Raw genomic sequence first — 26256 nt, 5'->3', positions numbered from 1 at the left:
TACGGAACGTCGGTCGACAATGCTGCCGGCAGCGACAGATTCCACAATGACTCCTTCAAGTCCAACACCCCGGGCATGCTTATCTCTTTTCGCGCGAATTACCGAGAGTGATGTGTGGGTCACGCGAATTCGCGATAGGTTCTACCCCCTTGTTTGAACATTCATTCAGGGTGAAATAGGTTCGAATTGTGGACAACGTCACACCTTCCACCACGCCAAGAAGGAGCTCCACCAGCTACCCTTCTCCGGCTTTTCCTGGGGGCGGCTCCGAGGGGTGACCGAAGGAGTGGCCGAGGGGGTCTGCTGCTGTCCGGCCGGCGGTGCGGCGGTCCGCCGGGGCTGCGCCGGGGCGAAGCGTGCGGGCAGCGCGGCGAGCGCCCGGTGGAACGGGCCGGGACGCCAGGTCAGGCTGTCGGCGGGCACCGCAAGCTCGATGTCGGGGAGCTGGTTGAGCAGCTTCTCGATGGCCGCCACGGCGATGAGCTGAGCGGGGTCCTTGGCCGGGCAGGCGTGCGGTCCGGCGCTCCACGCGAGGTGGGCCCGCTTGCTCAGGAGCTGGCGGGACGAGGAGAGCTTGGGGTCCGTATTTGCCGCAGCGAAGCTAATCAGAATCAAATCGCCCGCGGCCAGTCGCGCATTGCCGAATTCCGTGTCCTGCACGGGATAGTGCGGGGCGTAGTTCGCCATCGGGGCCTGATTCCAGAGGGCGTCGTCGATGGCGTCCTCCACCAGCAGCCCGCCGCCCGAATACCGCTCGTCGGACAGCATGAGGTAGAGCCCGTTGGCGATGAGGTTCCGCTGCGGTTCCGTGCCGGCCGAGATGAGCATGACGAGCTGATGAATCATCTCCTCGTCGCTCAGCTTCGCGTCGTGCTGCATCAGCCGGGAGGTGACATCGTTCCCCGGCTGTCGCCGCTTGAGCGCGACCAGTTCGAGCAGGCCCTGGGTCAGCTCCTCGTTGGCCTTTTCCGCGTCGACTCCGCCGTCGAAAATCCCCGAGGTACCGAAGACCAGTCGGTCGCCGATTTCCGGCGGGCAGCCGAGAAGCTCGTTGAAGACCAGCAGCGGCAGCATCTTGGCGTAGTCGTTGAGGAGATCGACCGTGCCGCGGGCGCTGAATTGGGCGATGAGATAAGAGGCGACCTGCTCGACATGCCGGCTCAGCCAGTGCGGGTCCACCCCCGCCAGGCTGTCCGTCACCGCCTGGCGCAGCCGCAGATGCTCCGCTCCGTCGGTAAACAGGCAGTTCGGGCGATATCCCAGCATGGGCACAACCGGACTGTTCTGCGGTACTTTGCCTTCGTTGAAATCACGCCATCTGCGGGCATCCTTGGCGAAGGCATCCGGGTTCTGTAGCACCTGGAGGGCCGCCGAGTAGTCCGTGACGAGGTTGGCCTCCACGCCGGGGGACAGCTCGACCGGGGCGATCGGCCCGTACGACCGGAGGTGTGCGTAAAAGGCGTCCGGGTCGGCCGCGAACTCGGGCCCGTACAGCGGCACCCGCTCGCCGCCGTGGTGGGCAGGGCAGCCCGGTGGCGGAACCGGGAAGTCCGATTGTGTCTCCATTACGTGCTCCTAGCGGGTACGTTCCTGTAGGTAACGAACAAGCGCCATCAGCGCATTGGCCGATGACTTCTCGTCACGCGCGTCACAGGTGACGACAGGTGTGTCGGGCAGCAGATCCAGTGCCTCGCGCAGTTCCTCATCGGGACGGACAGGTGTGCCATCGAAGTGGTTGACGGAAATCGCATAGGGGAGTCCGTACTGTTCCACCAGGTCGATCACCGGGAAGGATTCCTTGAGGCGTTCCGGATCGACCAGGATCAGCGCTCCGAGCGCACCCCGCGTCATGTCCTCCCACACCTGGACGAAGCGCTCCTGTCCGGGTGTTCCGAAGAGATAGAGGACAAGGCGTTCGCTGAGCGTGAGGCGGCCGAAGTCCATGGCCACGGTGGTCGTGGTCTTGCCCCGGGTGCCCATCAGATCGTCGACGTGCGCACCGGCCTGCGTCATCCGTTCCTCGGTGCGCAGCGGGGGGATTTCGGACATGGTGCCGATGAACGTCGTCTTTCCGACCGCGAAGTGCCCCACGACCAGGATCTTGGCCGCGATCTGCACCGCGTCGTCCAGATAGACGTCCTCATCCGAAGCGGGCCTGGAGACCATCCAGTACCTCCTGAAGGAGTGAAACGTCGACGAGCTGGGCGGGAGGCGCCGGGGCACGCGTGACCAGATAGCCGTCCGACGACAGGTCGGACAGCAGGACCTTGACGATGCCGATCGGCAGCCCCATGTGGCCCGCGATCTCGGCAACCGAGAGATAGCCCCCTGAACACAGGTCCAGCAGGCTCCGCTTCTCCGGGTCGAGCGTCTGCGAACGTCTCTGTTCGGAAGCGGTGACCAGGGTGATCAGATTGAACTGGTCGGTGTCCGGGAGCCCGCGGCCGTTGGTGATGACGTACGGTCGCACTAATCCGGCGGACTCGGGCTCCTGCTCCTCCGGGGCAGTCATGCCTGAACGCCCGTTTCGCGGGGCGGAGTGGTCAGCGCCTTGCCGAGCTGACCGACGAGCTGCTGCATACGGAAGGTGATGTCGGCCATGTCGACATCGGGCGCGGAGGAGACCGCCAGGTACGCGCCCTCGCCGGCCGAGATCAGGAAGACCCAGCCGCCGTCGAACTCCACCAGGGTCTGACGCCAGTTCATATGAGGGCCACCGCAGAAGCCGGCCATGGTGCGGCTCAGCGACTGGATGCCGCTCATCGCGGCGGCGACGGTGTCGGCCTCGTCCTTCTTGACCTCTTGAGATCGGGCCATCAGCAGACCGTCGGCGGATACCAGGATCGCGTGACGTGCCCCGGGTACTTCCAGGGCGCTGTCAAGCATCCATGACAGGTCGTTGTTCACTGAGGATCATGCCCTTCCCTGTTCGGGTTTGCGGAGCGTCCGGACTGTGTGCCGCGCTGGAACGCGCCCATGATCGAAGCGGTTTCCTCGCTCGTCCGGGCAGGGGCGTTCGCCTCATCTGATCGCGGCACGATGGAGATGGACCCCTTGCGTCGGCGTTTCGGCAGACCGCCCGCGGTGGAATCGCTCTCTTCGGGGGCGGCGTCCGCCGGGGACGTACGGGGTGCGGGCTGTTCTTCCGGCTCGGGCATGTTGGTCAGGAGGTCCTCGGGAAGAAGCACTACCGCGCGCACTCCACCGTAGGGAGAGGCCGAGTCGACGGAGACGGTGAATCCGTAGCGGGAGGCGAGCACGCCGATCACCGCGAAACCGAACTGCGGCGGATTCCCCAGACCCGTGACGCCCGCTGCGCGCTGGGCGGAGAGCAGCTCGTCGGCCCGGTTCTTCTCCTCCTCGTTCATACCGACGCCGGCGTCGTCGATGATGATGCAGACGCCCTTGGGGACGGTGCGGATGGTGATGTCGATCGGGGAGTCGGGGGCGGAGTAGCTGGTCGCGTTGTCCAGCAGCTCGGCGAGGGCCAGCGCGACCGGTTCGACGGCCCGACTGACCAGGGCGAAGTTGCTCTGGGAGCGGATCTCGACGCGCGTGTAGTGGCGGATCCGGCCCTTGGCGCTGCGCACCACGTCGTAGACGGAGGCGACGGCCCGCTGACGGCCCAGCCAGCCGTCACACAGAACGGCGATCGACTGCGCACGGCGGCCGAACTGCGAGTTCATGTGGTCGATCTCCAGCAGGTCCTGGAGAATGTGGTGCTCGCCGTAGCGGTCCTGGAGCTTCGAGATCGCCAGCTGCTGTTCGTTGGCAAGACCCTGAAGCGTCCGCATGGCGGACTTCAGTGCGCTCTTGGTGGCTTCCTCGGAGCGTATCTGAGCATCCTGAACCGCTGCCGCGTAGTTGTTTTCGAGTTCGGCGGTGCGGTTCTCAAGTTCCGCCTTCTCGGTACTGAGCTTCGCTCTCGCTTTTCGCCCGCGGATAATGGCGGTTGCGGCGAGAGGCGTGCCAGCGATCAGGGCCCAGAGCGCAGGATCCTGTATGTAATGCGTCATAAGACTCTCTTTAAACGACTAGACCGCCAGGGACTGAAGGGTTGGTGCGTGGAAGAATCCGGGTGATATGGAGAGGCGGCGGTAAGTCAGCGCCCGTACGGCGCCCGAGGGGACCGGGCGCACCGCACTCGCCCTGCCGCGGGCAGCGCACAGGCAGGGGTGCGCCGGCACGGCTCCATATGCCCAACTGGCGGCATAGTGCTCCTCAGAGTGGTAACCCTCTCGGCTGATTTACCGGATCGCCGTGTGTCTTACGGGCCCTTGGCTCGCCTGGCAAGCGCGGTGATCGTATCACCAGGGGCAGGTGGCCCCGTGCATGTGCCGGAGTCCCATTCAACCACCTGACACTGTTTCAGCCATCCCCGCATTTTGCCTCATTGGGCGACGTCAGCGCATGTTCCGCAGGTCGGAGTGGTGCGCGCCGAGGGCCGTTCCGGGCGATGGCCACAGGCATCAGATATCGGGCATTCGCCTCGCGCTGTGAGCGCATCGTGGAGAGTGTGTGGAGAAGGTCGTCGAATTGCTTCGACATTAATCGGCTTTACTTGCGCTTTATGGATTTACTTCCGATAAGTGGCGTATCGGAATCCATGGGTCGCGGCCGGTATCGTCGGGGCGTGCCCGATCAGCCTTGTCCTACCCCCGCTCCCACCCTCTTCACCTGGGAGTTCGCTACTGATCCCTACCCCGCCTACGCCTGGCTACGCGAGCATGCCCCGGTGCATCGGACCACGCTCCCCAGCGGGGTCGAAGCCTGGCTGGTGACTCGCTACGCCGATGCCCGGCTGGCCCTCGCCGACGCCCGGCTGTCGAAGAACCCCCAGCGGCATAGTGAGTCCGCTCACGCCCGGGGCAAAGTGGGCATCCCGGGCGAGCAGCGCGCGGATCTGATGACACATCTGCTCAATATCGACCCTCCGGACCACACCCGGCTGCGGCGGCTGGTGTCCAAGGCGTTCACCCCGCGCCGCGTCGCCGCGTTCGCCCCGCGGGTGCGCGAGCTGACCGACGACCTCATCGACGCCTTCGCGGACCGGGGAGAGGCGGACCTCATCCATGAGTTCGCCTTTCCTCTCCCCATCTACGCGATCTGCGATCTGCTCGGCGTCCCGCGCGAGGACCAGGACGACTTCCGGGACTGGGCCGGGACGATGATCCGGCACGGCGGGGGCCCGCGCGGGGGAGTGGCCCGCGCGGTGAAGAAAATCCGCGCGTATCTGGCCGAGTTGATTCACCGTAAGCGCGCCGCGCTCGGCAACGACTTGATGTCCGATCTGATCCGGGCCAGCGACCACGGTGACCATCTCACCGAGAACGAGGCCGCCGCGATGGCCTTCATCCTTTTGTTCGCGGGTTTCGAGACCACCGTCAATCTGATCGGCAACGGCCTCTACGCGCTGCTGCGCCATCCCGAGCAGCGGGCCCGGCTGCAACGTTCCCTGGGAGAAGGGGAAGAAGCAGAAGAAGGGGATGAGGAACTGCTCGCCACCGGCGTCGAGGAACTGCTGCGCTACGACGGCCCGGTGGAGATGGCCACCTGGCGGTTCGCCACCGAGCCGGTGACCATCGGCGGGCAGCAGATCGCCGAGGGAGAACCGGTGTTGGTGGTGCTCGCCGCCGCCGACCGCGACCCCGAGCGCTTCGCCGACCCCGACGTCCTCGACCTCTCCCGCACCGACAACCAGCACCTCGGCTACGGCCACGGCATCCATTACTGTCTGGGCGCCCCGCTGGCCCGCCTGGAGGCGCAGACCGCGCTCGCCACCCTGCTGCGCCGCATCCCCGACCTCCGGCTCGCGGTGGAGCCGGACGACCTGCGCTGGCGCGGCGGGCTCATCATGCGCGGACTGCGCACCCTTCCGGTGACCTGGGGAAAGTGACATCCGGTCAGTCATGTGACCTTGGCGTGACCTGGGATACACCGGCTTGTGATGATCGTGTGGCGTCGCTATGTTCAACCGACAAACCGAGCCCCCACACGAGAGGCGATTCGCATGCTTTCCGGGAACGGACGTCACCGCCGCCCCCGCCAGGCTCCGGCCATCGTCGTCGCGGCGGGGGTGACCGGTGCGAGCTTCGCCCTTCCGCTCCTCGGAGCGACCGGCGCCCAGGCCGCCCCCGCCTCCACGTGGGACCAGGTCGCCGAGTGCGAGAGCGCCGGGATGTGGAGCGCCAACGAGGGCAACGGCTTCTACGGCGGCCTTCAGCTGACCCTCGACATGTGGAAGAAGTACGGCGGCACCAGCTACGCCCCGCGCCCCGACCTCGCCAGCCGCTCCCAGCAGATAGCCGTCGCCGAGTCGATCCTCGGCGACCGCGGCCCGGACGCCTGGCCCAGCTGCGCGCTGAACGCCGGGCTGACCGACGGCGGCGACGCCCCGGACGTGAACCCCGGCAGCACGGCACGCCCCTCCCAGCAGGGCGACGCGGAGCGCGAGGACCGTGACGGATCCGACGCCCGGGACCGTGGCGATGCGGCCGGCGAGGCGCCGGACGCATCGGAGCCCTCCGACGCGTCCACCGAGCCGGAGCGGCCCCAGGACCCGGCCACGCCGGGCGACTCGGACGAGGCGGACGGCCCGGGCGACGACGCGCCCTCACCGTCCCCCTCCTCCAGCGCGCCTTCTTCCGGCGCGCCCGACCCCTCGCCGACCCCCTCCTCCACCGAGGGCGGCTCCGAAGGCTCCTCCGGCAAGCACCGGGGCGAACGGGACGCGGGGGAGCGGCCGAGCGACCATGCCTCGCGCGGCGGTGCCGGCAGGGCCGAAAACCCCACGGATGGCGGCTACACAGTGCGTCCGGGTGACAACCTTTCAGCAATCGCCGAAAAGCAGGAATTGGGCGCCGATTGGCGTCGGCTCTACGAGTCCAACGAAAACCTCATCGGAACCGACCCAAATCTCATTCTTCCTGGTCAGCGGCTTGATCTCACCATCAGGAGCCAGTAGTTCGGGGTGATTTGCCCGGTCTGGCGCCGGTGAGACATACCTCTCGTCACATTTTCCGGGGCGTCCGAGGTGTCCGGTCTCTCCGCACCCGGCCCCACCTGCGCCGATGTGGGCCGGGTGAGATCGATAACAGCCCTCTTCGCTGCGATAAGGGTGTTTGAACGTTTCCCGGAGGTGTGTTTAACGTCTTTCCGCTCGCCACCGCGAGCACCGTCGACCGTCACGCCGAGTCCTGCCGGCGGTCGTCCGGTACCGACGCGCCAGCGCCGAAGGCAGGAGCGGGGGACCCAAGGTAAGTGCCGGGAGGCCAGCGGAATCGGCCGAGCGGCTAGGGGTGAAGCAGGGTGCGGACCCCCGCACCCAGCCGGGCAACTCACGCCCGAACCCGACAGCTCACCTCGTAGGCGTCGGTGAGGAAACGAACGAACATGTCCAACGCTCAGGGCAAGCACCGTCGTCCTTCCAAGGCCACTCGTATCGCCGCGCTCGCCGGCCTCGCCGGAGCCGCTGTGGCCACTCCGCTCATCGGTGCGACGTCCGCCTCTGCCGCCACCACGTCCCAGTGGGACCAGGTCGCGCAGTGCGAGTCCGGCGGCAACTGGTCGATCAACACCGGCAACGGTTACTACGGCGGCCTTCAGTTCTCCTCCTCCACCTGGGCCGCGTACGGCGGTACCGCCTTCGCACCCACCGCCGACAAGGCCGGCAAGGCCCAGCAGATCCAGGTGGCCGAGAAGGTCCTGGCCAGCCAGGGCAAGGGCGCCTGGCCGGTCTGCGGCAAGGGCCTGACCAGCGGCGGCGCCCCGTCCGCCCCGGCCCCGTCCACCCCGTCGCAGAGCCAGTCCGACTCCTCGCAGTCGGCCCCGTCCGCCAAGCCGAAGGCCGCGCCCCGCAGCGCGCCCGAGCACGCCGCGCGTGACGAGGCCCGCGGCCCGATCAAGAAGGGCGACGGCGAGTACAAGGTCAAGTCCGGTGACACCCTTGGCAAGATCGCCAAGGCGGAGGACGTCAAGGGCGGCTGGAAGAAGCTCTTCGAGCTGAACAAGAACATCATCCAGAAGGCCGACCTGATCTTCCCCGGCCAGCAGCTCCACCTGAGCTGATCAGCCACACCGTAGTCAACGAGCCCCGGCTGGGTGCGCCGCCCCCACGGTGCACCCCGCCGGGGCTTCGGTGCGGTTAGGCTCATGCTGCTACCGCAGACACATACGAAGGAGAACCTCGTGCCGTCCATCGACGTCGTCGTAGCTCGCGAGATCCTCGACTCGCGAGGCAACCCCACGGTCGAGGTCGAGGTCGGCCTCGACGACGGCAGCACCGGCCGTGCCGCCGTCCCGTCCGGCGCCTCCACCGGCGCCTTCGAGGCCCTCGAACTCCGTGACGGCGACAAGAACCGCTATGGCGGCAAGGGCGTGGAGAAGGCCGTCCTCGCCGTCATCGAGCAGATCGGCCCCGAGCTGGTCGGTTATGACGCCACCGAGCAGCGCCTGATCGACCAGGCGATGTTCGATCTGGATGCCACTCCGGACAAGTCCTCGCTCGGCGCCAACGCCATCCTCGGCGTCTCCCTCGCCGTGGCGCACGCCGCCTCCGAGGCGTCCGACCTGCCCCTCTTCCGTTACCTCGGCGGCCCGAACGCGCACCTGCTGCCGGTCCCGATGATGAACATCCTCAACGGCGGCTCGCACGCCGACTCCAATGTGGACATCCAGGAGTTCATGATCGCGCCGGTCGGCGCGGAGTCCTTCTCCGAGGCCCTGCGCTGGGGTGCCGAGGTCTACCACACCCTGAAGGGCGTGCTGAAGGAGCGCGGCCTGTCGACCGGTCTCGGTGACGAGGGCGGCTTCGCGCCGAACCTCGACTCCAACCGGGACGCCCTGGACCTCATCGTCGAGGCCATCAAGAAGGCCGGCTACCAGCCCGGCCAGGACATCGCGCTCGCGCTCGACGTCGCCGCCTCCGAGTTCCACAAGGACGGCGTCTACCAGTTCGAGGGCAAGGCCCGCACCGCGTCCGAGATGACCGCGTACTACGCCGAGCTGGTCGAGGCGTACCCGCTGGTCTCCATCGAGGACCCGCTGAACGAGGAGGACTGGGACGGCTGGAAGACGATCACCGAGCAGCTCGGTGACAAGGTCCAGCTGGTCGGCGACGACCTGTTCGTGACCAACCCCGAGCGGCTGGCCCGCGGCATCGAGAACGACACCGCGAACGCCCTGCTGGTCAAGGTCAACCAGATCGGCTCGCTGACCGAGACCCTCGACGCCGTCGAGCTGGCCCAGCGCAACGGCTTCAAGTGCATGATGTCGCACCGCTCCGGTGAGACCGAGGACGTCACGATCGCCGACCTGGCCGTCGCCACCAACTGCGGCCAGATCAAGACCGGCGCCCCGGCCCGCTCCGAGCGGGTGGCCAAGTACAACCAGCTGCTGCGCATCGAGGAGATCCTCGACGACGCCGCGGTGTACGCGGGCCGCTCCGCCTTCCCGCGCTTCAAGGGCTGACCGCTTCTCGATCCTCGAGGAGCGGACACGTCTGACGCATGTCCCCGGCCGCGGTCCCGTACCGTGGGCCGGGGACGGCGTTACTTAAGCGAAGTCATCACCGGGGAGGCGACGTGCCGGCGGATCGGTTCTCCACCGCGACCAGGCTCAAGGCGCTCGGCGAACACGCCGCCGCCCGGGTCTACCGTGCCCGGATCAAGCGCCGCCGCAGCCGGCTCACCGGCCGGGCCGCCCTCCTCGCACTGGTCGTCTGCTCCCTGGTGGTCGCGCTGGCCTATCCCATGCGGCAGTACATCTCCCAGCGCTCGGAGATCGCCGACCAGCGGCGCCAGGCCCAGCGCGAGCGCGCCGAGGTGGCCAAGCTGCGCGAGCAGAAGGCCCGGTTGCGCGACCCCGCGTACATCGAGCGGCAGGCCCGCGAGCACCTGCACTATCTGATGCCCGGCGAGACCGGCTTCAGCATGGTGGACCCCGGCGCCCGGGCCGAGCGCTCCACCGACCGGGGCGCGGCCGACCGCCCCTGGTACACCGACCTCTGGGACGCCGTGGACACGGCGGACACGCCGAAGGCGGCCGCCGCCGCGGACCGCTGACGCGCCGCGCCCGGCGCTCGTTACGGTCGCACCCGGCCCGATACCGATCGAAGAGAACTTTCCCCTCATGGACACGCCCCCTCCGCAGACGGAGCCCACCGCGCCCACCGACGCGGACATCGCCGCCGTCAAGGAGCAGCTGAACCGCCTCCCGCGGGGCCTGCGCGCCGTCGCGCACCGCTGCCCCTGCGGCAACCCCGATGTCGTCGAGACCGCGCCGCGCCTCGAGGACGGCACGCCGTTCCCCACCACGTACTACCTGACCTGCCCGCGCGCCGCGTCCGCGATCGGCACGCTGGAGGCCGAGGGCGTGATGAAGGAGATGACGGCCCGGCTGGGCGAGGACCCCGAGCTCGCCGCCGCCTACCGCGCCGCCCACGAGGACTACATCGCGCGCCGCGACGCCATCGAGGTGCTGGAGGGCTTCCCGAGCGCGGGTGGCATGCCGGACCGGGTGAAGTGCCTGCACGTCCTGGTCGGCCACTCCCTCGCGGCCGGTCCCGGGGTCAATCCGCTCGGCGACGAGGCGATCGCGCTGCTGCCCGAGTGGTGGCGCAAGGGCCCGTGCGTCAGCCCCTGCGGAGCCGTCGGGGCGGAGCGGGAGGAGACCGCATGACCCGCGTCGCGGCCGTGGACTGCGGCACCAATTCGATCCGGCTGCTGGTCGCCGACGCCGACCCGGCCACGGGTGAGCTGACCGAGCTGGACCGCCGGATGACGATCGTCCGGCTGGGCCAGGGCGTGGACCGCACCGGGCGGCTGGCCCCCGAGGCGCTGGAGCGCACCTTCGCCGCGTGCCGGGAGTACGCGGAGGTCATACGCGAGCTGGGCGCCGAGCGCGTCCGCTTCGTCGCCACCTCGGCCTCGCGGGACGCCGAGAACCGCGAGGAGTTCGTGCGCGGCGTCGTGGACATCCTCGGCGTCGAGCCCGAGGTGATCACCGGCGATCAGGAGGCGGCGTTCTCCTTCACCGGGGCGACCAAGGAGCTGACCGGCCATGAGCATCTGAGCGGTCCGTTCCTGGTGGTGGACATCGGCGGCGGCTCGACCGAGTTCGTCAGCGGCGACGACGGGGTGCGGGCGGCCCGCAGCGTCGACATCGGCTGTGTGCGGCTGACGGAGCGCCATCTCGTCGTGGACGGCCAGGTCGCCGAGGTGCCGACGGAGGATCAGATCTCGGCCGTCAGGGCGGACATCGAACGGGCGCTGGACCTCGCCGAGGAGACGGTGCCGCTCACCGGCGGCTGCCGCCCCGGTGAGGGCGGCCACACCCTGGTCGGGCTGGCCGGTACGGTCACCACCGTCGCCGCCATCGCGCTGGGGCTCACGGAGTACGACCCGGCCGCGATCCACCACGCCCGGGTCCACGCCGGCCAGGTCGGCGAGATCACGGCCAAGCTGCTGACCTCGACCCACGCGGAGCGGGCGGCGATCGGGGCGATGCATCCGGGCCGGGTCGACGTGATCACCGCGGGCGCCCTGGTGCTGCTGTCGATCATGAATCGGACCGGTGCGGAGGAGGTCGTCGTGAGCGAACACGACATCCTCGACGGCATCGCCTGGAGCATCGCCTGAGCGGGTTCGCTATCGTCTGAGCGGCTGTGGAGGGCCCTTCGGGGGCCTTCCACGGACCGCCGCAAAAAGAGTTCGTGAAACTCTTCACATGAAAAAGGTGCCTGGTGGCCGCCTTCCGGGCCGCCTCGGGGCCGCTATTGGTGACGGTGTTCATCAACTCGGGCCCGATCATGGCCGATCGGCCCGCTCCCCGGGCCGCCCGGGAACCCCGTGGTCTACTCACGCGTTCAACGGCTATCGCTGCTCAGCGGGGCTGGGAACGTCTTGATCCGGTTCCCGGTTCCCCCGCGGCGCTATGGCGTCCGTCACGGGGGCGGCGGAGTGTAGCAGATACCCCCACATTGCTTGTGAAGGGGCTCACGAGGTCCCCCTCGGGGGGTGCTGGATACTCGAATCATGAGCACCACGGAGCGTCCCAGGATCCTCGTTGTAGGCGGTGGGTACGTAGGCCTGTACGCGGCGCGCCGCATCCTCAAGAAGATGCGGTACGGCGAGGCGACTGTCACGGTCGTCGACCCCCGCTCGTACATGACGTACCAGCCCTTCCTCCCCGAAGCTGCGGCCGGCAGCATCTCTCCGCGCCACGTCGTGGTTCCGCTGCGGCGTGTGCTCCCCAAGGCGGAGGTCCTCACCGGCCGGGTGTCGAACATCGACCAGGACCGCAAGGTCGCCGTCGTCCAGCCGCTCGTCGGCGAGTCGTACGAGCTGCCCTTCGACTACCTCGTCATCGCGATGGGCGCGGTCTCCCGCACCTTCCCGATCCCCGGCCTGGCCGAGAACGGCATCGGGATGAAGGGCATAGAAGAGGCCATCGGCCTGCGCAACCACGTTCTCGAGCAGCTCGACAAGGCCGACTCCACCACGGACGAGGACATCCGCCGCAAGGCGCTCACCTTCGTCTTCGTCGGCGGTGGCTTCGCGGGCGCGGAGACCATCGGCGAGGTCGAGGACATGGCCCGCGACGCGGCCAAGTCCTACCCGAACGTGAAGCGCGAGGACATGCGCTTCGTGCTCGTCGACGCGGCCGACAAGATCCTCCCCGAGGTGGGCCCGAAGCTCGGCCAGTGGGGCCTGGAGCACCTCCAGAACCGCGGTGTCGAGATCTACCTCAACACCTCGATGAACTCCTGCGTCGACGGCCACGTGGTGCTCAAGAACGGCCTCGAGGTCGACTCCAACACCATCGTGTGGACCGCGGGCGTCAAGCCCAACCCGGCGCTCGCCCGGTTCGGCCTCCCGCTCGGCCCGCGCGGCCACGTGGACACCGGTGCGACCCTCCAGGTGAAGGGAACCGACTACATCTGGGCCGCGGGCGACAACGCCCAGGTGCCGGACCTCGCCAGCGGCGAGGGCGCCTGGTGCCCGCCGAACGCCCAGCACGCGCTGCGCCAGGCCAAGGTCCTCGGCGACAACGTGATCTCGGGCATGCGGGGCTTCCCGCAGGGCGAGTACAAGCACGCCAACAAGGGCGCCGTCGCGGGTCTCGGCCTCCACAAGGGCGTCGCGATGATCGTCCTCGGCAAGATGAAGATCAAGCTCAAGGGCCGGCTGGCCTGGTACATGCACCGTGGCTACCACGGCATGGCGATGCCGACCTTCAACCGCAAGATCCGGGTCTTCGCCGACTGGACGCTGGGCATGTTCCTCAAGCGCGAGGTCGTCTCGCTCGGCGCCATGGAGAACCCCCGCGAGGAGTTCTACGAGGCCGCCGCCCCGGTCTCCGCGGCCGCCGCCGCGAAGGCTTCCGCCGAGGTCGCCGCGGAGAAGGCCAAGGCGTCCTGATCCAGGACCCCGGCACCGGGCAGCCGAACATCCGGCACATCTGAATACCGAGAAAACGCCGAGGGCGTCCGCCATCCGTGGGGCGGGCGCCCTTCGCGTGCGCGCTTTTTACCGTTTCCAGACGTGTCGGCGGGACTGTATGGGCGGTTCCATGGTGTTTACGTGGTGAGTATCTTCCCTGACTTGCCATCATGGAGGTGTGCCGAGATGACCCACGCCGCCGCGCGACTCGCCGCCCTGGCCGAGGAGGCGCTGGGAGCCCCGCTCCCCCTCCGCATCCGGGCCTGGGACCGCAGCGAGACCGGTCCGCCCGGTGCTCCCGTCCTCGTCCTGCGGCGCCGCCGGGCGCTGCGCCGGATGCTGTGGAAGCCGGGCGAACTCGGCCTGGCCCGGGCCTGGGTGGCGGGTGACCTCGAGGTCGAGGGCGATCTCTACGAGGCGCTGGACCAGCTGGCCGGGCTGCTCTGGGAGCGGGACGAACCCGCGGCCCCGCGCCGGACCCGCCTCGCCGCGGCCCTGAAGGCCGCGCGCGACCCGAAGGTGCGCACCGCCGTCCGCGATCTGGTCGCCCTCGCCGGACCCGGACTGCCGCCGGCCCCGCCGCGCGAGGAGGCCGGGGCGACCCGCGGGCCGCTGCACACCCTGCGCCGCGACAAGCAGGCCATCAGCCACCACTACGACGTCGGCAACGACTTCTACGAGCTGGTGCTCGGCCCCTCGATGGTCTACTCGTGCGCGTACTGGGAGAGACCGGACACCACGCTGGAAGAGGCGCAGCGGGCCAAACTCGACCTGGTCTGCCACAAGCTCGCGCTGGAACCCGGGCAGCGGCTGCTCGACGTGGGGTGCGGCTGGGGCTCGATGGTGCTGCACGCGGCGCGCGAGTACGGGGTGCGGGCGGTCGGCATCACGCTCTCCGAGGAGCAGGCGTCGTACGCCCGTAAGCGCATCGCGGACGCCGGGCTGACCGAGAAGATCGAGATCCGGGTGCAGGACTACCGCGAGATCGACGACGGTCCGTACGACGCGATCTCCTCGATCGGCATGGCCGAGCACGTGGGTGCCGTGCGGTACGCCGAGTACGCCGCCATCCTGCACCGGCTGCTGGCCCCCGGCGGGCGGCTGCTGAACCACCAGATCGCCCGGCGCCCCGAGCCGGACGAGGAGGCGTACCACGTGGACGAGTTCATCGACCGCTACGTCTTCCCCGACGGCGAACTGGCCCCCGTCGGCCGGACCGTGACCCAGCTGGAGGAGGCCGGGTTCGAGGTGCGCGACATGGAGGCGATCCGTGAGCACTACGGGCTCACCCTGCGCCGCTGGGTCGCCAACCTGGAGCGGTCCTGGCCGGAGGCCGTCCGGCTGACCTCCCCGGGCCGGGCGCGGGTCTGGCGGCTCTACATGGCCGCCTCGGCCCTGTCGTTCGAACGCAACCGGATCGGCGTCAACCAGATCCTCGCCGTCCGTACGCCGGAGAGCGGCGCGTCCGGGCTGCCGCTGCGGACCCGGGACTGGCGCGGCTGACCGAACACAGAACGGGCCTGATGCGCGGGAAGCGCATCAGGCCCGTTCGTGTCACTCCAAGCCGGTCTACTCGGCCTTGATGGCCTCCAGCATGTTGAGCTTGGCCGCCCGGCGCGCGGGCCACAGGGCCGCCAGCATGCCCACGACCGCGGCCATCGCCAGGAACAGGCCCATCCGGCCCCACGGCAGGACCAGTTCGTAGGTCGAAAGACCGGTGGCGATCAGCTCACCGGCCGCCCAGCCGAAGAAGACGCCGAGGCCGATGCCGAGCACCCCGCCGAAGAGCGAGATGACCAGCGACTCCAGCCGCACCATCCGCTTGATGCCGCGCCGGTCCAGGCCGATGGCCCGCAGCATGCCGATCTCCTGCGACCGCTCGAAGACCGACATGGCCAGGGTGTTGATGACCCCGAGCACGGCGACGATCACGGCCATGGCCAGCAGGCCGTAGAGCATGTTCAGCATCAGGGTGAACAGCTTGGCGATGCTGTCGGAGATGTCCTTCTTGTTCTGGACCTGGAGGGCCGGGTTTTCGCCCAGCGCCTTCGTCAGCGCGTCCTTGTTGGCCTCGGTCGCCCCGCCCTTGGTCTTCAGCATCACCTGGAAGTCGGTGACGGTGGCCATGTGCGGGGTGATGGTGGCGGCGTCGACCATGACCCCGCGGATCATCTGGTTGCCCTCGTACACACCGCCGACGGTCAGCTTGGCGCTGCGGCCGTCCTGGTACGTCACCGGGATGGCCGAACCGACCTTCCAGTGGTTGCTGTCGGCGGTCTTGTCGTCGACGACGACCTTCTGCCCGCCGAAGCCGGAGAACGACCCGTGGAGGAAGTCCACGCCGACCAGCTGCTTGATGGCCTTGGGGTTGACGCCCGTCAGGGAGTCGGTCTGGCCGCCGATCTTGGCGGGGGCGTTGCGCAGCGGGCTGACCGCGGTGACCTCGGGCTGCTTCTCCAGCTTCTTGGCCACGTCCGGGGACAGCGGCCGCGGCGCCCCGCCGGCGCCGCCCATGCTGACGACGTAGTCGGACTTCAGGCCGTCCGAGGCCATCTGGTCGATGCCCTTCTGGACACTGCCCGCGATCACTGTCATGCCGGTGATCAGGGTGAGGCCGACCATCAGCGCGGAGGCGGTGGCGGCGGTACGGCGCGGGTTGCGCACCGCGTTCTGCCGGGCGAGCTTGCCGGACATCCCGAAGAGCCGCAGCACCGGGGCGGCGGCCGCGATCAGCGGCCGGGACAGCAGCGGGGTGAGCACGAACACGCCGATCACCAGGACCGCGGCGCCGAACGCCATCGGGCCCTTGCCGTCCATGCCCTGGCCGGAGCCGTACAGCACCAGCGCCACACCGGCCGCGCCGAGCAGCGCGCCGATCGTGTTCCGCACCACCAGGCCGCGGGTCGTCGGCGTGGCGTGCACGCTGCTCATGGCGGCGACCGGCGGGATCTTCGCGGCGCGGCGGCCCGGCAGCCAGGCGGCGAGCACGGTCACCACGACGCCGACGAGCAGCGACGCCGCCACGGTGGTGGGCTCGATGATCAGCGGTCCGTCCGGGACGACGGCCCCGGTGGAGCTGAGGAGCGAGCGCAGCCCGGCGCCGATGCCGACACCGGCGGCCATGCCCACGACGGCCGCGACGGCGCCGACGGCGGTGGCCTCGATCAGCACCGAGCGGGTCACCTGACGGCGGCTCGCGCCGACCGCCCGCATCAGGGCCAGCTCCTTGGTCCGCTGGGCGACCAGCATGGTGAAGGTGTTGGCGATGATGAAGATGCCGACGAAGAGCGCGATCCCGGCGAAGACCAGCATGGCGGTCTGCATGCTGCTCATGCCCTGCTTGATCTGCTCGGCCTGGTCGTCGGCGAGCTTCTGGCCGGTGGCGGCCTCGGCGTCCTTCGGCAGGACCTTGTCGACCGCGGACTTCAGGGCGGCCTGCGAGGTCCCGGCGGCGGCCTTCACGTCGATCTCGTCGAACTGGCCGGGCTTGGCGAACAGCTTCTGCGCGGTGGCGTTGTCGTACAGCGCGAGGCTGCCGCCCGCCGCCACGTTGCCGTCGTCGGTGGTGAAGACGCCGGAGATCTTCTCGGTGCGCACCGGGCCGTTCACGGACACCCGGATGGTGTCACCGGCCTTGTAGTGGCCCTTCTCGGCGGACTTGGAGTCGAGCGCGATCTCGCCCGCGGCCTTGGGCGCGCGGCCCTCGGTCATCGTGTACCGCGGGTCCTTGCCGTCGGGGCCCGGGTAGTAGTTCCCGCCGAGGGTGGAGAAGCCGCCGCCGAGCAGCTCGCCCTTCCGGTCGGCGAGGGCGGTGTAGCCCTTGACGACACCGGTGGCGGAGGCGGCGCCGGGCACCTTGGCCGCCTTGTCGAGCACCTGCTGGCTGAGCCGCGGCGTGGGGCCGGGGACGCCGGAGCCGGTGTCGGACTTGTGCGGGGTGATGGCGACGTCGACGCCGTCGAAGCCCTTCTCGGAGCTCTTCTGGTAGGCGGCGGAGATGGTGTTGGTGAAGACCAGGGTGCCGGAGACGAAGGCCACGCCGAGCATGACGGCGAGGACGGTCATCAGCAGCCGGGCCTTGTGCGCAAGCACGTTGCGCAGGGCGGTACGGAGCATGGAAGTCAGTCCTGGGGAGGAAGTGAGAGGTACGGAGGCGTGAGCGGCGTGCGGTGACGGACGCGCGCCTCGCGTCAGCTCGTACGGCCCTTGGCGTCGAACCGCTTCATGCGGTCCAGCACCGAGTCGGCGGTCGGGTCCAGCAGCTCGTCCACGATCTGGCCGTCGGCGAGGAAGACCACCCGGTCGGCGTAGGACGCGGCGACCGGGTCGTGGGTCACCATGACCACGGTCTGGCCCAGTTCGCGCACCGAGTTGCGCAGGAAGCCCAGCACCTCGGCGCCGGAGCGGGAGTCGAGGTTTCCGGTGGGCTCGTCCGCGAAGATGATCTCGGGCTTGCCGGCCAGCGCGCGGGCCACGGCGACGCGCTGCTGCTGGCCGCCGGAGAGCTGGCTGGGGCGGTGCTTGAGCCGCCCGGCCAGACCGACCGTCTCCACGACCTGGTCCAGCCACGCCGGGTCGGCCTTGCGGCCCGCTATGTCCATCGGCAGGGTGATGTTCTCCAGCGCGTTCAGCGTCGGCAGCAGGTTGAACGCCTGGAAGATGAACCCGATCTTGTCGCGGCGCAGTTGGGTGAGCTTCTTGTCCTTCAGGGCCGTCAGCTCGACGTCACCGATGCGGGCCGAACCGCTGGAGACGGAGTCCAGGCCCGCCATGCAGTGCATCAGCGTCGACTTGCCCGAACCCGAGGGGCCCATGATCGCGGTGAACTCGGCTTGCCGGAACTCGACGGAGACGGCGTCCAGGGCGACGACCTGCGTCTCGCCCTGTCCGTAGACCTTGGAGAGGTCCGTTGCTCGGGCCGCCGCCGTCGCGGGACGGGCGGCGGTCTCGACGCCGGAGGTGGTGGTGGTCACGGTGCGGAGCTCCTGTCGTGCGGTGCGGTCGGCCGGGGACGTCCCTCCATCGTCCTTGCCATAAAGGGGGACGGGATCCCTCGCTCCTCCGGTTCTGCGCGCGACTCGGGTCGTACGCGCGCCCGACCGGAGTCCTCCTTGGGTAGGAGAGGACCCCCGAATGGGGGCATCGAGATTGCGTCAATCCGCCGTCAAAGGGGTCACAGGGCATATAAGCAGGTCCGGCGGGCGCCGGCATCGGCGGGTACCCTGACCCACTGCTGATGGGCCCTCAGTTGCCAATAAAATAAGACAACCTCGGTCCGGTGGTTCGCTGTTCGGGTCCATCGGCCCGGATAGGCTCGTGCTGCTCTCCTATGGGGAGGGAAGTACGCACCTCGTACGTCCCAGGGTGAGCCGCTGCCCGGATGGTGGAATGCAGACACGGCGAGCTTAAACCTCGCTGCCCCTCGCGGGCGTACCGGTTCAAGTCCGGTTCCGGGCACCTCCAGATCTCGTGGGCGCACTCTGCGTGCGTGGCCGGTCGCCCACCGTGCGACCAGGGCCCGCGCCCGGCCCCCCACCGGCTCCCGGGGGGACCTCGCGCTGTCCGGGCACGCGTGAAAAGATCCTCCTTGGGCACTAGGGTGCTTTCTTTGCTTACCCATTACTCTTGAGTCAAGGTCGCGCAGGGCGGCCATGGAGGAGTGAGATGAGGAGCAGCAACCCGGTCTTCTCGCGACGGGGGTTCAGCCGCGGCGGCGGCTACGCCGGCTTCGGCGCGGCCCAGCAGGCCGGGGGCCCCGCCGCAGTCCAGGGCAACCCGTACGCGGGCACCAATCCGTACGCGCAGACGCAGGCACCGGCCAACCCCTATGCGGCCGGTGCCCAGCAGAACCTGACGCCCGAACAGCTCCAGCAGATGTACGGAGCGCCCCCGGCCGGTCAGCAGACCGGCCGGATGACGATGGACGACGTCGTCATGCGCACCGGTATGACGCTGGGCACCGTGGTCGTCGCCGCCGCCGTCGCCTGGATCGCGCACCTTCCCATCGGTGCGGGCATCGGCGCCGCGCTGGTCGCGATGGTGCTGGGTCTGGTGCAGGCGTTCAAGCGCACGCCCTCGCCCGCGCTCATCATGGGGTACGCCCTCTTCGAGGGGCTCTTCCTCGGCGTCATCAGCCAGGTGTACAACGAGCGCTGGGCCGGCGCCCCGATGCAGGCGGTCCTCGGCACGATGGCCGTCTTCATCGGTGTGCTCGCCGCGTACAAGACCCGGCTCATCCGGGTGAACGCGCGCTTCCAGCGCTTCGTGCTGGCGGCGGCCATCGGCTTCATCCTGCTGATGGCGGTCAACCTGCTGTTCGCCGCCTTCGGTGGCGGTGACGGCCTGGGCTTCCGCAGCGGTGGCCTCGGCATCGTCTTCGGGATCATCGGCGTCGTGATCGGTGCCGCGTTCCTGGCGATGGACTTCAAGCAGGTCGAGGACGGCGTCCGGTACGGCGCTCCGCGCGAGGAGTCCTGGCTGGCCGCGTTCGGTCTGACGCTGTCGCTGGTGTGGATCTACCTGGAGCTGCTCCGGCTGATCTCCATCTTCAGGGACTAGCGCGGGGGACTGGCCTGCGGGGGCCTCAGACTGCCCCCGCCGACCCCGTAACAGCCGAAGGGCCCGTGGAGGCAATTGCCTCCACGGGCCCTTCGCTGTCTGCGGCATAAGCCGCTCTCGTGTCGTGCCCCTCTGTGGTACACGCTCTGCCTCCGGGCGGCGGGCTACAGCAGCTTGCGCGCCGCACGCCTCAGGTCGTGTTCGTGGATGATCGCTTTGGCGTGCCCATAGGCGAGCTGGTGCTCGCCCCGCAGCCAGCTGACCTTCTCCTCGAAGCGGAAGAAGGCGGGACCTTCGTCTACCGTGCGCAGCCAGTCGGCAATCTCACGGCCGGTGCATTGGGGGATGCGGGAGAGTAGGTTCCGGTGAGTCTCGTCGGAGAAGATCTGGGACATCGGCGCCTCCGGACGCGTCCATTCCGGACCCGGATTCCATCACCCGGGTGGGGTCCTTCAGCTCACCGTGCCTGAGTGTTCGGCCGTTGGCAACAGTCCGTGGGTGGCGCATACGCTCACGGCGTGGATGATGCGACCCCTTTGCTGACTGCCGTCGACCGTCTCGCCGACCGGCTGCGCGCCCTCCCGCAGTCCCGGCTGCGCCAGGGCGCGGCGGCCGAAGGACTGGCTCTGGCGAGGGAATTGTCGGTGCGGGCCCAGCGTCTGGAGGAGCCCGGGAACCCGCCGCGGATCATGCCGGATGCGGGGATTTTCATGATCGCCGACCAGGTCGCGGTGGCCGGTCATGATTTGGTGCACGCGCTGGAGCGCGCGCCGGGTGGCGCCGCGGAGGCGGGGGCCGCGGAGGCGGTGGCGCTCGTCGAGGCGGCGGCCGGACGCTGCGGCCTGTAGGCAACCGGCCTGCGAGCGCTAAAGCGAGGCGATGACGCGGTCGGCGAGGACGTACACGTTCTCGTCCCCGCAGCCGAACGTGAGCGCGTACGCGCCCGAGACGCCCGAGCCGCCGAGCAGCACCGGGGCGGTGCCCTCGCGGAGCGCGTCCGCCAGCCGCTCGGCCGTCTCCCGGTGGCCGGGGGTCATGCAGATCGTGGTGCCGTCGGCGAAGACGTACACATCGAGCGTGCCGAGCGGGCCGGGGCGTACGTCCGCCAGCGGGGTACGGGCGTCCGCCAGCTCGGTCAGCCGGGCCACGGTCCGGTCGTGGTCGGCGACCGGCGACGAGGGCGTGAAGTCGGGGTGCGAGGGGTGGCGGCGGCGCGCGGCGGCCAGCTCGGGCGACTCGACGGCCTCGGCCTCCTGGTCCGTCTCGACGCCGACCTCCGCGCCGATCTCGGCGCCCACCTCCAGCTCCATCGGCTCGTCCGGCTCCTGCTCCCCGGCGGAGTCGCGGGCGTCCGGGCCCAGCGCGTCCAGGCCGAGCAGGGGCTCCAGACCGGCCAGATCGGCCTGGCGGGGCACGAAGAGCTGCGCGTCGTGCGGTGCGTCGTGCGGGGAGTCCTCGCCCAGCCCGGCCATCCCGCCGAGCAGCGAGGGGGCGTCGGACGACCCGGCCGAGTCCCGGGCCTCCTGGGCGGCCCAGAACGCCCGGGCCTCGGCCAGCTCGCGCTCCCGCTCCTCGGCGAGCGCGTCGGCGACGGCCGCCCGTATCTCGGCGGCGGGGGTGGCGCGGGCGGCGGGCACCGTGACGGCGTCCTCCCCGGACCGGTCCGCCCGACCGGCCGCGGCGGCCAGCTCGGCGCGCAGCTCCGTGATCTGCCGCCGCACAGCGCGCGCGGTGTGCAGCGCGGCGGCGCCGGTGGCCGTGGCGGCCAGCGCGGCCAGCAGGAGGGCAAGGGTCATGGGGCTCACTGACGTAACTCCCGGTTGCTGTCGATCCCCCGAATTCCTACCTCAGCTTGACTCGGTTCGCCTCTCGGCGTCAGTGCAGGACACTACGGAGCGGACCGAAGTCCATGCCCGGAAGGGGGCCGTCCACCGTCCCTGAGCTGGGGAGACGGGGCTCCCCCAGGACGTTGGTCACATCCTGGGGGAGATTGGGTCACAACTCGCGCTCGGGCCGTGTATCCGCGCGGAACGCGGCTCAGCTCAGCCGCTCGATGACCATCGCCATGCCCTGGCCGCCGCCCACGCACATGGTCTCAAGACCGAACTGCTTGTCGTGGAACTGGAGCGAGTTGATCAGCGTGCCGGTGATGCGGGCGCCGGTCATGCCGAACGGGTGGCCCACCGCGATCGCGCCACCGTTGACGTTGAGCCGGTCCAGGTCGATGCCCAGGTCCCGGTAGGACGGGATGACCTGGGCGGCGAACGCCTCGTTGATCTCCACCAGGTCGATGTCGCCGATCGCCAGCCCGGCCCGGGCCAGCGCCTGCTTGGACGCCTCGACCGGTCCGTACCCCATGATCTCGGGGGAGAGGCCGGAGACGCCCGTGGACACGATCCGGGCCAGCGGGGTGATGCCCAGCTCGCGCGCCTTGGTGTCGGACATGATCACGAGCGCGGCGGCGCCGTCGTTGAGCGGGCAGCAGTTGCCCGCGGTGACCAGTCCGTCGGGGCGGAACACCGGCTTGAGGCCCTGTACGCCCTCCAGCGTGGTCCCCGCGCGCGGCCCGTCGTCCGTGGCCACCACCGTGCCGTCCGGGGTCGTCACAGGGGTGATCTCGCGCTCCCAGAAGCCCTTCTTGATGGCCTCCTCGGCGAGGTTCTGGGACCGTACGCCGAACGCGTCCATGTCCTCGCGGGTGATCCCCTTGAGCCGGGCCAGGTTCTCGGCGGTCTGCCCCATCGCGATGTACGCGTCGGGGATCAGCCCGTCCTCGCGCGGGTCGTGCCAGTCGGTGCCCTCCTGCTCGGCACGCGCGGCGGTACGGGCCTCGGCATCGGCGAACACCGGGTTGTGGGTGTCCGGCAGCCCGTCCGAGGAGCCCTTGACGCTGCGCGACACCATCTCGACGCCCGCCGAGATGAACACGTCCCCCTCGCCCGCCTTGATGGCGTGCAGCGCCATCCGCGAGGTCTGGAGGGACGACGAACAGTAACGGGTGATCGTGCACCCCGGCAGATGGTCCATCCCCATCTGAACGGCCACGATCCGCCCCAGGTTGTGCCCCTGCTCCCCACCCGGCAGACCACACCCGAGCATCAGATCGTCGATCTCCCGCGGATCCAGCTGGGGAACCTTGGCGAGGGCGGCCTGGATGATCTCGGCGGTCAGGTCGTCGGGCCGCAGATCCTTGAGCGACCCCTTGAAGGCACGGCCGATGGGCGAACGGGCGGCAGAGACGATCACGGCTTCGGGCATCACGGCTCCATGGGGGCGGATCGGGGGTGCGACGTCGGACTGTGAGGGAAGTTACCCGCACGTAGAGCGGGGGTCACGGGGCGAGTGCTGTGACGCGGAACTCTTTTTTCTAAGCGTACGCTCAGCCGCCGCCACCACCCACCGGAATCGCGATTCCGGGGCGCGGAGATGCCCCCCCGCCTGGCCCCGGCCGGGACATCCCAGCGAGGCGCGGGGTGCGGGGCGGAGATGCCCCACCCCCAGCCCGGGTCGGCACATCCCGGCCCCTCCGGCGTTTGAGGAGCGGGGGTGCAGGGGGCGGAGCCCCCGCAACGGGGCCCGGGGCGCAGCCCCGGTTCGGGAAGGGGCGGGGTGGGGAACAACCCCTCTCAGTGCGTCACCGGGGGGACAGGGGCGGTGCCCTCCGCCGCACCCTCCCCAGCCGGCTGCCGCCGCCGCAACAGACGGGCCCACGGCCCACGGGCAGCCGTCACCTCGGTACCACCCTCCGCCGCCGCCTCGGCCGCCGCCGTGGCCACCGGCAGGATGCCCTCGTCGCGCGTCTCCGGCGCCTCCTCCGGCCACAGCCCGAGCGCGTCGCACAGCGTCGGCAGCACGGCCATCGCGGCCGTGGCGTACCCCTCCGCCGAGGGGTGGTAGTTGTCCGGGCCGAACAGCTCCCGCGGATTGGCCGCGAACTCCGGCCCCAGCAGGTCGCCCAGCGACACCGTACGGCCGCCCTGCTCGACGACCCCGATCGTCTGCGCCGCCGCCAGCTGGCGGCTGAGGCGGCGGGCGACGAAGCGCAGGGGCTGGTAGACGGGTTCGATGGTGCCCAGGTCGGGGCAGGTGCCCACCACGACCTCGCACCCGGCCTCGCGCAGCCTCCGCACCGCCTCCGACAGCAGCCGCACGGACTGCGCGGGCGGCATCCGCCCGGTGACGTCATTCGCGCCGATCATGATGACGCAGACGTCCGGCAGCTGCTCCGGGTCCTCCAGCACCAGCGTGACCTGCCGCTCCAGGTCGCTGGACTGCGCTCCCGGGAGCGCCACGTTCCGCAGGTCCACCGGGCGCTCCGCCACCGCCGCGAGCCCGGAGGCCAGCAGCGCGCCCGGCGTTTGACTAGGGCGGTGGACGCCCTGTCCGGCGGCCGTGGAGTCGCCGAGAAAGGCCAGCCGCAGAGGTGGCTGGCCGGTCCTTCGGGCGAAGGCGAAGCCGTAGCGGCCGTCCGCGCGCGGCGGAGCCTCCTCCGACCCGCCCACGATCCGTTTCGCCAGTGAGACTTCGGTGAGCAACAGCACGGCGGTCACCCCGCCCAGCAGCCCGATCCCGCCGCCCCCGTACGCCGCCGCGGCCGCGATCCGCCGCGCAACCCTCGCCCTCGACATCGACATGGGTCCAGCCCACCTCCGTCCGAACGCCTTCTGTACCTTTGTACGCCTTGCTAACCACTTGGTGCCCCCTGCGTGCTCGACCACAACCGCACGGGTCGGAGGGCGGGTCCGCGCAATAAGCTGGCGGTAAGGGCCCGCGACGCGGCCGTCCCGACGCGGAGATCCCGCGGATTCCGGACCAGGAGCAGGCGTGCAGTACTACGAATCGATGATTGAGCTGGTCGGCAACACCCCGCTGGTGAAGCTCAACACGGTGACCGAGGGCATCCGGGCGACCGTCCTGGCCAAGGTCGAATACTTCAACCCCGGCGGCTCGGTGAAGGACCGCATCGCGGTCCGGATGATCGAGGCGGCGGAGGCGTCCGGTGCGCTGAAGCCCGGCGGCACGATCGTCGAGCCGACCTCCGGCAACACCGGCGTGGGCCTCGCGATGGTGGCCCAGCGCAAGGGTTACAAGTGCGTCTTCGTGTGCCCGGACAAGGTCTCCACCGACAAGATCAACGTGCTGCGGGCGTACGGCGCCGAGGTCGTCGTCTGCCCGACGGCCGTCGACCCCGAGCACCCCGACTCGTACTACAACGTCTCCGACCGCCTGGTGCGCGAGACCCCCGGTGCCTGGAAGCCCGACCAGTACAGCAACCCCGACAACCCGCGCTCCCACTACGAGAGCACCGGCCCGGAGCTGTGGGAGCAGACCGAGGGGAAGATCACCCACTTTGTGGCGGGCGTCGGCACCGGCGGCACCATCAGCGGCACCGGCCGCTATCTGAAGGACGTGAGCGACGGCCGGGTCAAGGTCATCGGCGCCGACCCCGAGGGCTCGGTCTACTCCGGCGGCACCGGGCGCCCGTACCTCATCGAGGGCGTCGGCGAGGACTTCTGGCCCAGCGCGTACGACCGGACCGTCGCCGACGAGATCGTCGCCGTCTCCGACAAGGACGCCTTCCAGATGACCCGGCGGCTCGCCAAGGAGGAAGGGCTGCTGGTCGGCGGCTCCTGCGGCATGGCGGTCGTCGGCGCGCTCAAGGTCGCAGAAAACCTCGGCCCGGACGACGTGGTCGTCGTGCTGCTCCCGGACAGCGGCCGCGGCTACCTCTCCAAGATCTTCAACGACGAGTGGATGGCCGACTACGGCTTCCTGGAGGAGGACGGCCCGTCCGTGCGCGTCGGCGACGTCCTCCAGGGCAAGGCGGGCGGGCTGCCGTCGCTCGTCCACATGCATCCCGACGAGACGGTCGGGGAGGCCATCGAGGTCCTGCGGGAGTACGGCGTCTCGCAGATGCCCATCGTCAAGCCCGGCGCCGGACACCCCGACGTGATGGCCGCCGAGGTCATCGGCTCGGTCGTGGAACGCGAGCTGCTGGACGCCCTGTTCGCCCAGCGCGCCTCCCTCGGCGACTCCCTGGAGAAGCACATGAGCCCGCCCCTGCCGCACGTCGGCTCGGGCGAAGCGGTCGAGGACCTGATGGCCGTCCTGGGCCGGGCGGACGCGGCGGTCGTGCTGGTGGAGGGCAAGCCCAAGGGCGTCGTGAGCCGTCAGGACCTGCTCGCGTACCTCGCCAACGGCACGAAGTGACGCCGGAGTTCGGGCTTCGGCGAAGTGGTACGTGAGCGTCACGCGCACG

Annotated in this window: 23 protein-coding genes, 1 tRNA gene and 1 riboswitch; of the genes, 13 read left to right on the top strand and 11 right to left on the bottom strand. The window is 69.7% G+C overall.

The window, feature by feature from the left end; translation table 11 throughout:
• Positions 1-198: 198 nt before the first annotated feature.
• The 5 genes from HYQ63_RS18025 to HYQ63_RS18005 are packed head-to-tail and all read right to left on the bottom strand — an operon-like array spanning position 199 to position 4016.
• Positions 199-1566, bottom strand: coding sequence for a cytochrome P450 (locus HYQ63_RS18025; protein WP_179934878.1), 1368 nt, complete (start codon positions 1564-1566; stop codon positions 199-201).
• A 9-nt stretch (positions 1567-1575) separates the two neighbouring features.
• Positions 1576-2166 carry an ATP/GTP-binding protein gene (locus HYQ63_RS18020; RefSeq protein ID WP_179934877.1) on the bottom strand — a complete coding sequence of 197 codons (591 nt, stop codon included), beginning with the start codon at positions 2164-2166 and terminating at the stop codon, positions 1576-1578.
• Positions 2141-2512 (bottom strand): DUF742 domain-containing protein, encoded by a 372-nt coding sequence (locus tag HYQ63_RS18015; RefSeq protein WP_179934876.1) that lies wholly within the window; start codon positions 2510-2512, stop codon positions 2141-2143. The genes HYQ63_RS18020 and HYQ63_RS18015 overlap by 26 nt, the downstream gene beginning before the upstream one ends.
• Positions 2509-2907 (bottom strand): roadblock/LC7 domain-containing protein, encoded by a 399-nt coding sequence (locus tag HYQ63_RS18010; protein WP_179934875.1) that lies wholly within the window; start codon positions 2905-2907, stop codon positions 2509-2511. The genes HYQ63_RS18015 and HYQ63_RS18010 overlap by 4 nt, the downstream gene beginning before the upstream one ends.
• Complete coding sequence (locus HYQ63_RS18005) at positions 2904-4016, bottom strand: sensor histidine kinase (protein ID WP_179934874.1); 1113 nt, start codon at positions 4014-4016, stop codon at positions 2904-2906. The genes HYQ63_RS18010 and HYQ63_RS18005 overlap by 4 nt, the downstream gene beginning before the upstream one ends.
• Positions 4017-4606: 590 nt before the next feature.
• Here HYQ63_RS18005 and HYQ63_RS18000 point away from each other — a divergent pair.
• The 9 genes from HYQ63_RS18000 (at position 4607) to HYQ63_RS17960 (ending at position 14942) form a co-directional block, all read left to right on the top strand.
• Positions 4607-5896 (top strand): cytochrome P450, encoded by a 1290-nt coding sequence (locus tag HYQ63_RS18000; protein ID WP_179934873.1) that lies wholly within the window; start codon positions 4607-4609, stop codon positions 5894-5896.
• Positions 5897-6010: 114 nt separating this feature from the next.
• A complete protein-coding gene (locus HYQ63_RS17995) occupies positions 6011-6964 on the top strand; it encodes a transglycosylase family protein (RefSeq protein ID WP_179934872.1) in 954 nt (317 codons plus the stop codon).
• A gap of 254 nt (positions 6965-7218) precedes the next feature.
• Positions 7219-7386: riboswitch (cyclic di-AMP (ydaO/yuaA leader) on the top strand.
• Positions 7387-7392: 6 nt separating this feature from the next.
• A complete protein-coding gene (locus HYQ63_RS17990; RefSeq protein WP_179934871.1) occupies positions 7393-8067 on the top strand; it encodes a transglycosylase family protein in 675 nt (224 codons plus the stop codon).
• A gap of 84 nt (positions 8068-8151) precedes the next feature.
• Complete coding sequence (gene eno / locus HYQ63_RS17985) at positions 8152-9468, top strand: phosphopyruvate hydratase (RefSeq protein ID WP_179934870.1); 1317 nt, start codon at positions 8152-8154, stop codon at positions 9466-9468.
• 113 nt (positions 9469-9581) lie between these two features.
• On the top strand, positions 9582-10061 hold the full coding sequence (locus HYQ63_RS17980) for a septum formation initiator family protein (protein ID WP_179934869.1): 480 nt from the start codon (positions 9582-9584) through the stop codon (positions 10059-10061).
• A gap of 67 nt (positions 10062-10128) precedes the next feature.
• Positions 10129-10677 (top strand): DUF501 domain-containing protein, encoded by a 549-nt coding sequence (locus HYQ63_RS17975; protein WP_179934868.1) that lies wholly within the window; start codon positions 10129-10131, stop codon positions 10675-10677.
• A complete protein-coding gene (locus tag HYQ63_RS17970; protein ID WP_179934867.1) occupies positions 10674-11636 on the top strand; it encodes a Ppx/GppA phosphatase family protein in 963 nt (320 codons plus the stop codon). The genes HYQ63_RS17975 and HYQ63_RS17970 overlap by 4 nt, the downstream gene beginning before the upstream one ends.
• Before the next feature lie 396 nt (positions 11637-12032).
• Positions 12033-13418, top strand: a complete 1386-nt coding sequence (locus HYQ63_RS17965) for an NAD(P)/FAD-dependent oxidoreductase (RefSeq protein ID WP_179934866.1) — start codon at positions 12033-12035, stop codon at positions 13416-13418.
• A gap of 207 nt (positions 13419-13625) precedes the next feature.
• Positions 13626-14942, top strand: coding sequence for a cyclopropane-fatty-acyl-phospholipid synthase family protein (locus HYQ63_RS17960; protein WP_179934865.1), 1317 nt, complete (start codon positions 13626-13628; stop codon positions 14940-14942).
• Positions 14943-15008: 66 nt separating this feature from the next.
• Here HYQ63_RS17960 and HYQ63_RS17955 read toward each other — a convergent pair whose 3' ends face one another.
• Both HYQ63_RS17955 and HYQ63_RS17950 read right to left on the bottom strand, forming a co-directional pair.
• Positions 15009-17555, bottom strand: coding sequence for an ABC transporter permease (locus HYQ63_RS17955; RefSeq protein ID WP_179934864.1), 2547 nt, complete (start codon positions 17553-17555; stop codon positions 15009-15011).
• 74 nt (positions 17556-17629) lie between these two features.
• A complete protein-coding gene (locus HYQ63_RS17950; RefSeq protein WP_179934863.1) occupies positions 17630-18412 on the bottom strand; it encodes an ABC transporter ATP-binding protein in 783 nt (260 codons plus the stop codon).
• Positions 18413-18813: 401 nt separating this feature from the next.
• Here HYQ63_RS17950 and HYQ63_RS17945 point away from each other — a divergent pair.
• Together HYQ63_RS17945 and HYQ63_RS17940 are read left to right on the top strand one after the other, a co-directional pair.
• A tRNA-Leu gene (locus HYQ63_RS17945) sits at positions 18814-18896 on the top strand.
• Positions 18897-19103: 207 nt separating this feature from the next.
• Positions 19104-19997, top strand: coding sequence for a Bax inhibitor-1/YccA family protein (locus HYQ63_RS17940; RefSeq protein WP_179934862.1), 894 nt, complete (start codon positions 19104-19106; stop codon positions 19995-19997).
• 164 nt (positions 19998-20161) lie between these two features.
• On the opposite strand, the gene HYQ63_RS17935 is transcribed toward HYQ63_RS17940, so the two are convergent.
• Entirely contained in the window at positions 20162-20392 is a 231-nt protein-coding gene (locus HYQ63_RS17935) for a DUF4287 domain-containing protein (protein WP_009717330.1), read from the bottom strand.
• Positions 20393-20515: 123 nt separating this feature from the next.
• On the opposite strand from HYQ63_RS17935, the gene HYQ63_RS17930 reads away from it, so the two are divergent.
• On the top strand, positions 20516-20845 hold the full coding sequence (locus HYQ63_RS17930) for a hypothetical protein (RefSeq protein ID WP_179934861.1): 330 nt from the start codon (positions 20516-20518) through the stop codon (positions 20843-20845).
• Between the two features lie 18 nt (positions 20846-20863).
• On the opposite strand, the gene HYQ63_RS17925 is transcribed toward HYQ63_RS17930, so the two are convergent.
• The 3 genes from HYQ63_RS17925 to HYQ63_RS17915 all read right to left on the bottom strand — a co-directional run bounded on the left by HYQ63_RS17925 (position 20864) and on the right by HYQ63_RS17915 (position 24631).
• The gene (locus HYQ63_RS17925; protein WP_179934860.1) at positions 20864-21802 is read right to left on the bottom strand and encodes a hypothetical protein; all 939 of its coding nucleotides are present in this window, start codon (positions 21800-21802) and stop codon (positions 20864-20866) included.
• Between the two features lie 232 nt (positions 21803-22034).
• The gene (locus HYQ63_RS17920; RefSeq protein ID WP_179934859.1) at positions 22035-23255 is read right to left on the bottom strand and encodes an acetyl-CoA C-acetyltransferase; all 1221 of its coding nucleotides are present in this window, start codon (positions 23253-23255) and stop codon (positions 22035-22037) included.
• A 368-nt stretch (positions 23256-23623) separates the two neighbouring features.
• Positions 23624-24631 (bottom strand): SGNH/GDSL hydrolase family protein, encoded by a 1008-nt coding sequence (locus HYQ63_RS17915; RefSeq protein ID WP_179934858.1) that lies wholly within the window; start codon positions 24629-24631, stop codon positions 23624-23626.
• 190 nt (positions 24632-24821) lie between these two features.
• On the opposite strand from HYQ63_RS17915, the gene HYQ63_RS17910 reads away from it, so the two are divergent.
• Positions 24822-26207 (top strand): cystathionine beta-synthase, encoded by a 1386-nt coding sequence (locus HYQ63_RS17910; protein WP_179934857.1) that lies wholly within the window; start codon positions 24822-24824, stop codon positions 26205-26207.
• Positions 26208-26256: the final 49 nt, after the last annotated feature.

The organism is Streptomyces sp. Rer75 (genome assembly GCF_013414305.1).
In the GTDB taxonomy this organism is placed as follows: domain Bacteria; phylum Actinomycetota; class Actinomycetes; order Streptomycetales; family Streptomycetaceae; genus Streptomyces; species Streptomyces himastatinicus.
Note: the sequence above shows the minus strand (reverse complement) of the source record. Positions and strands in the feature narration are given on the sequence as shown.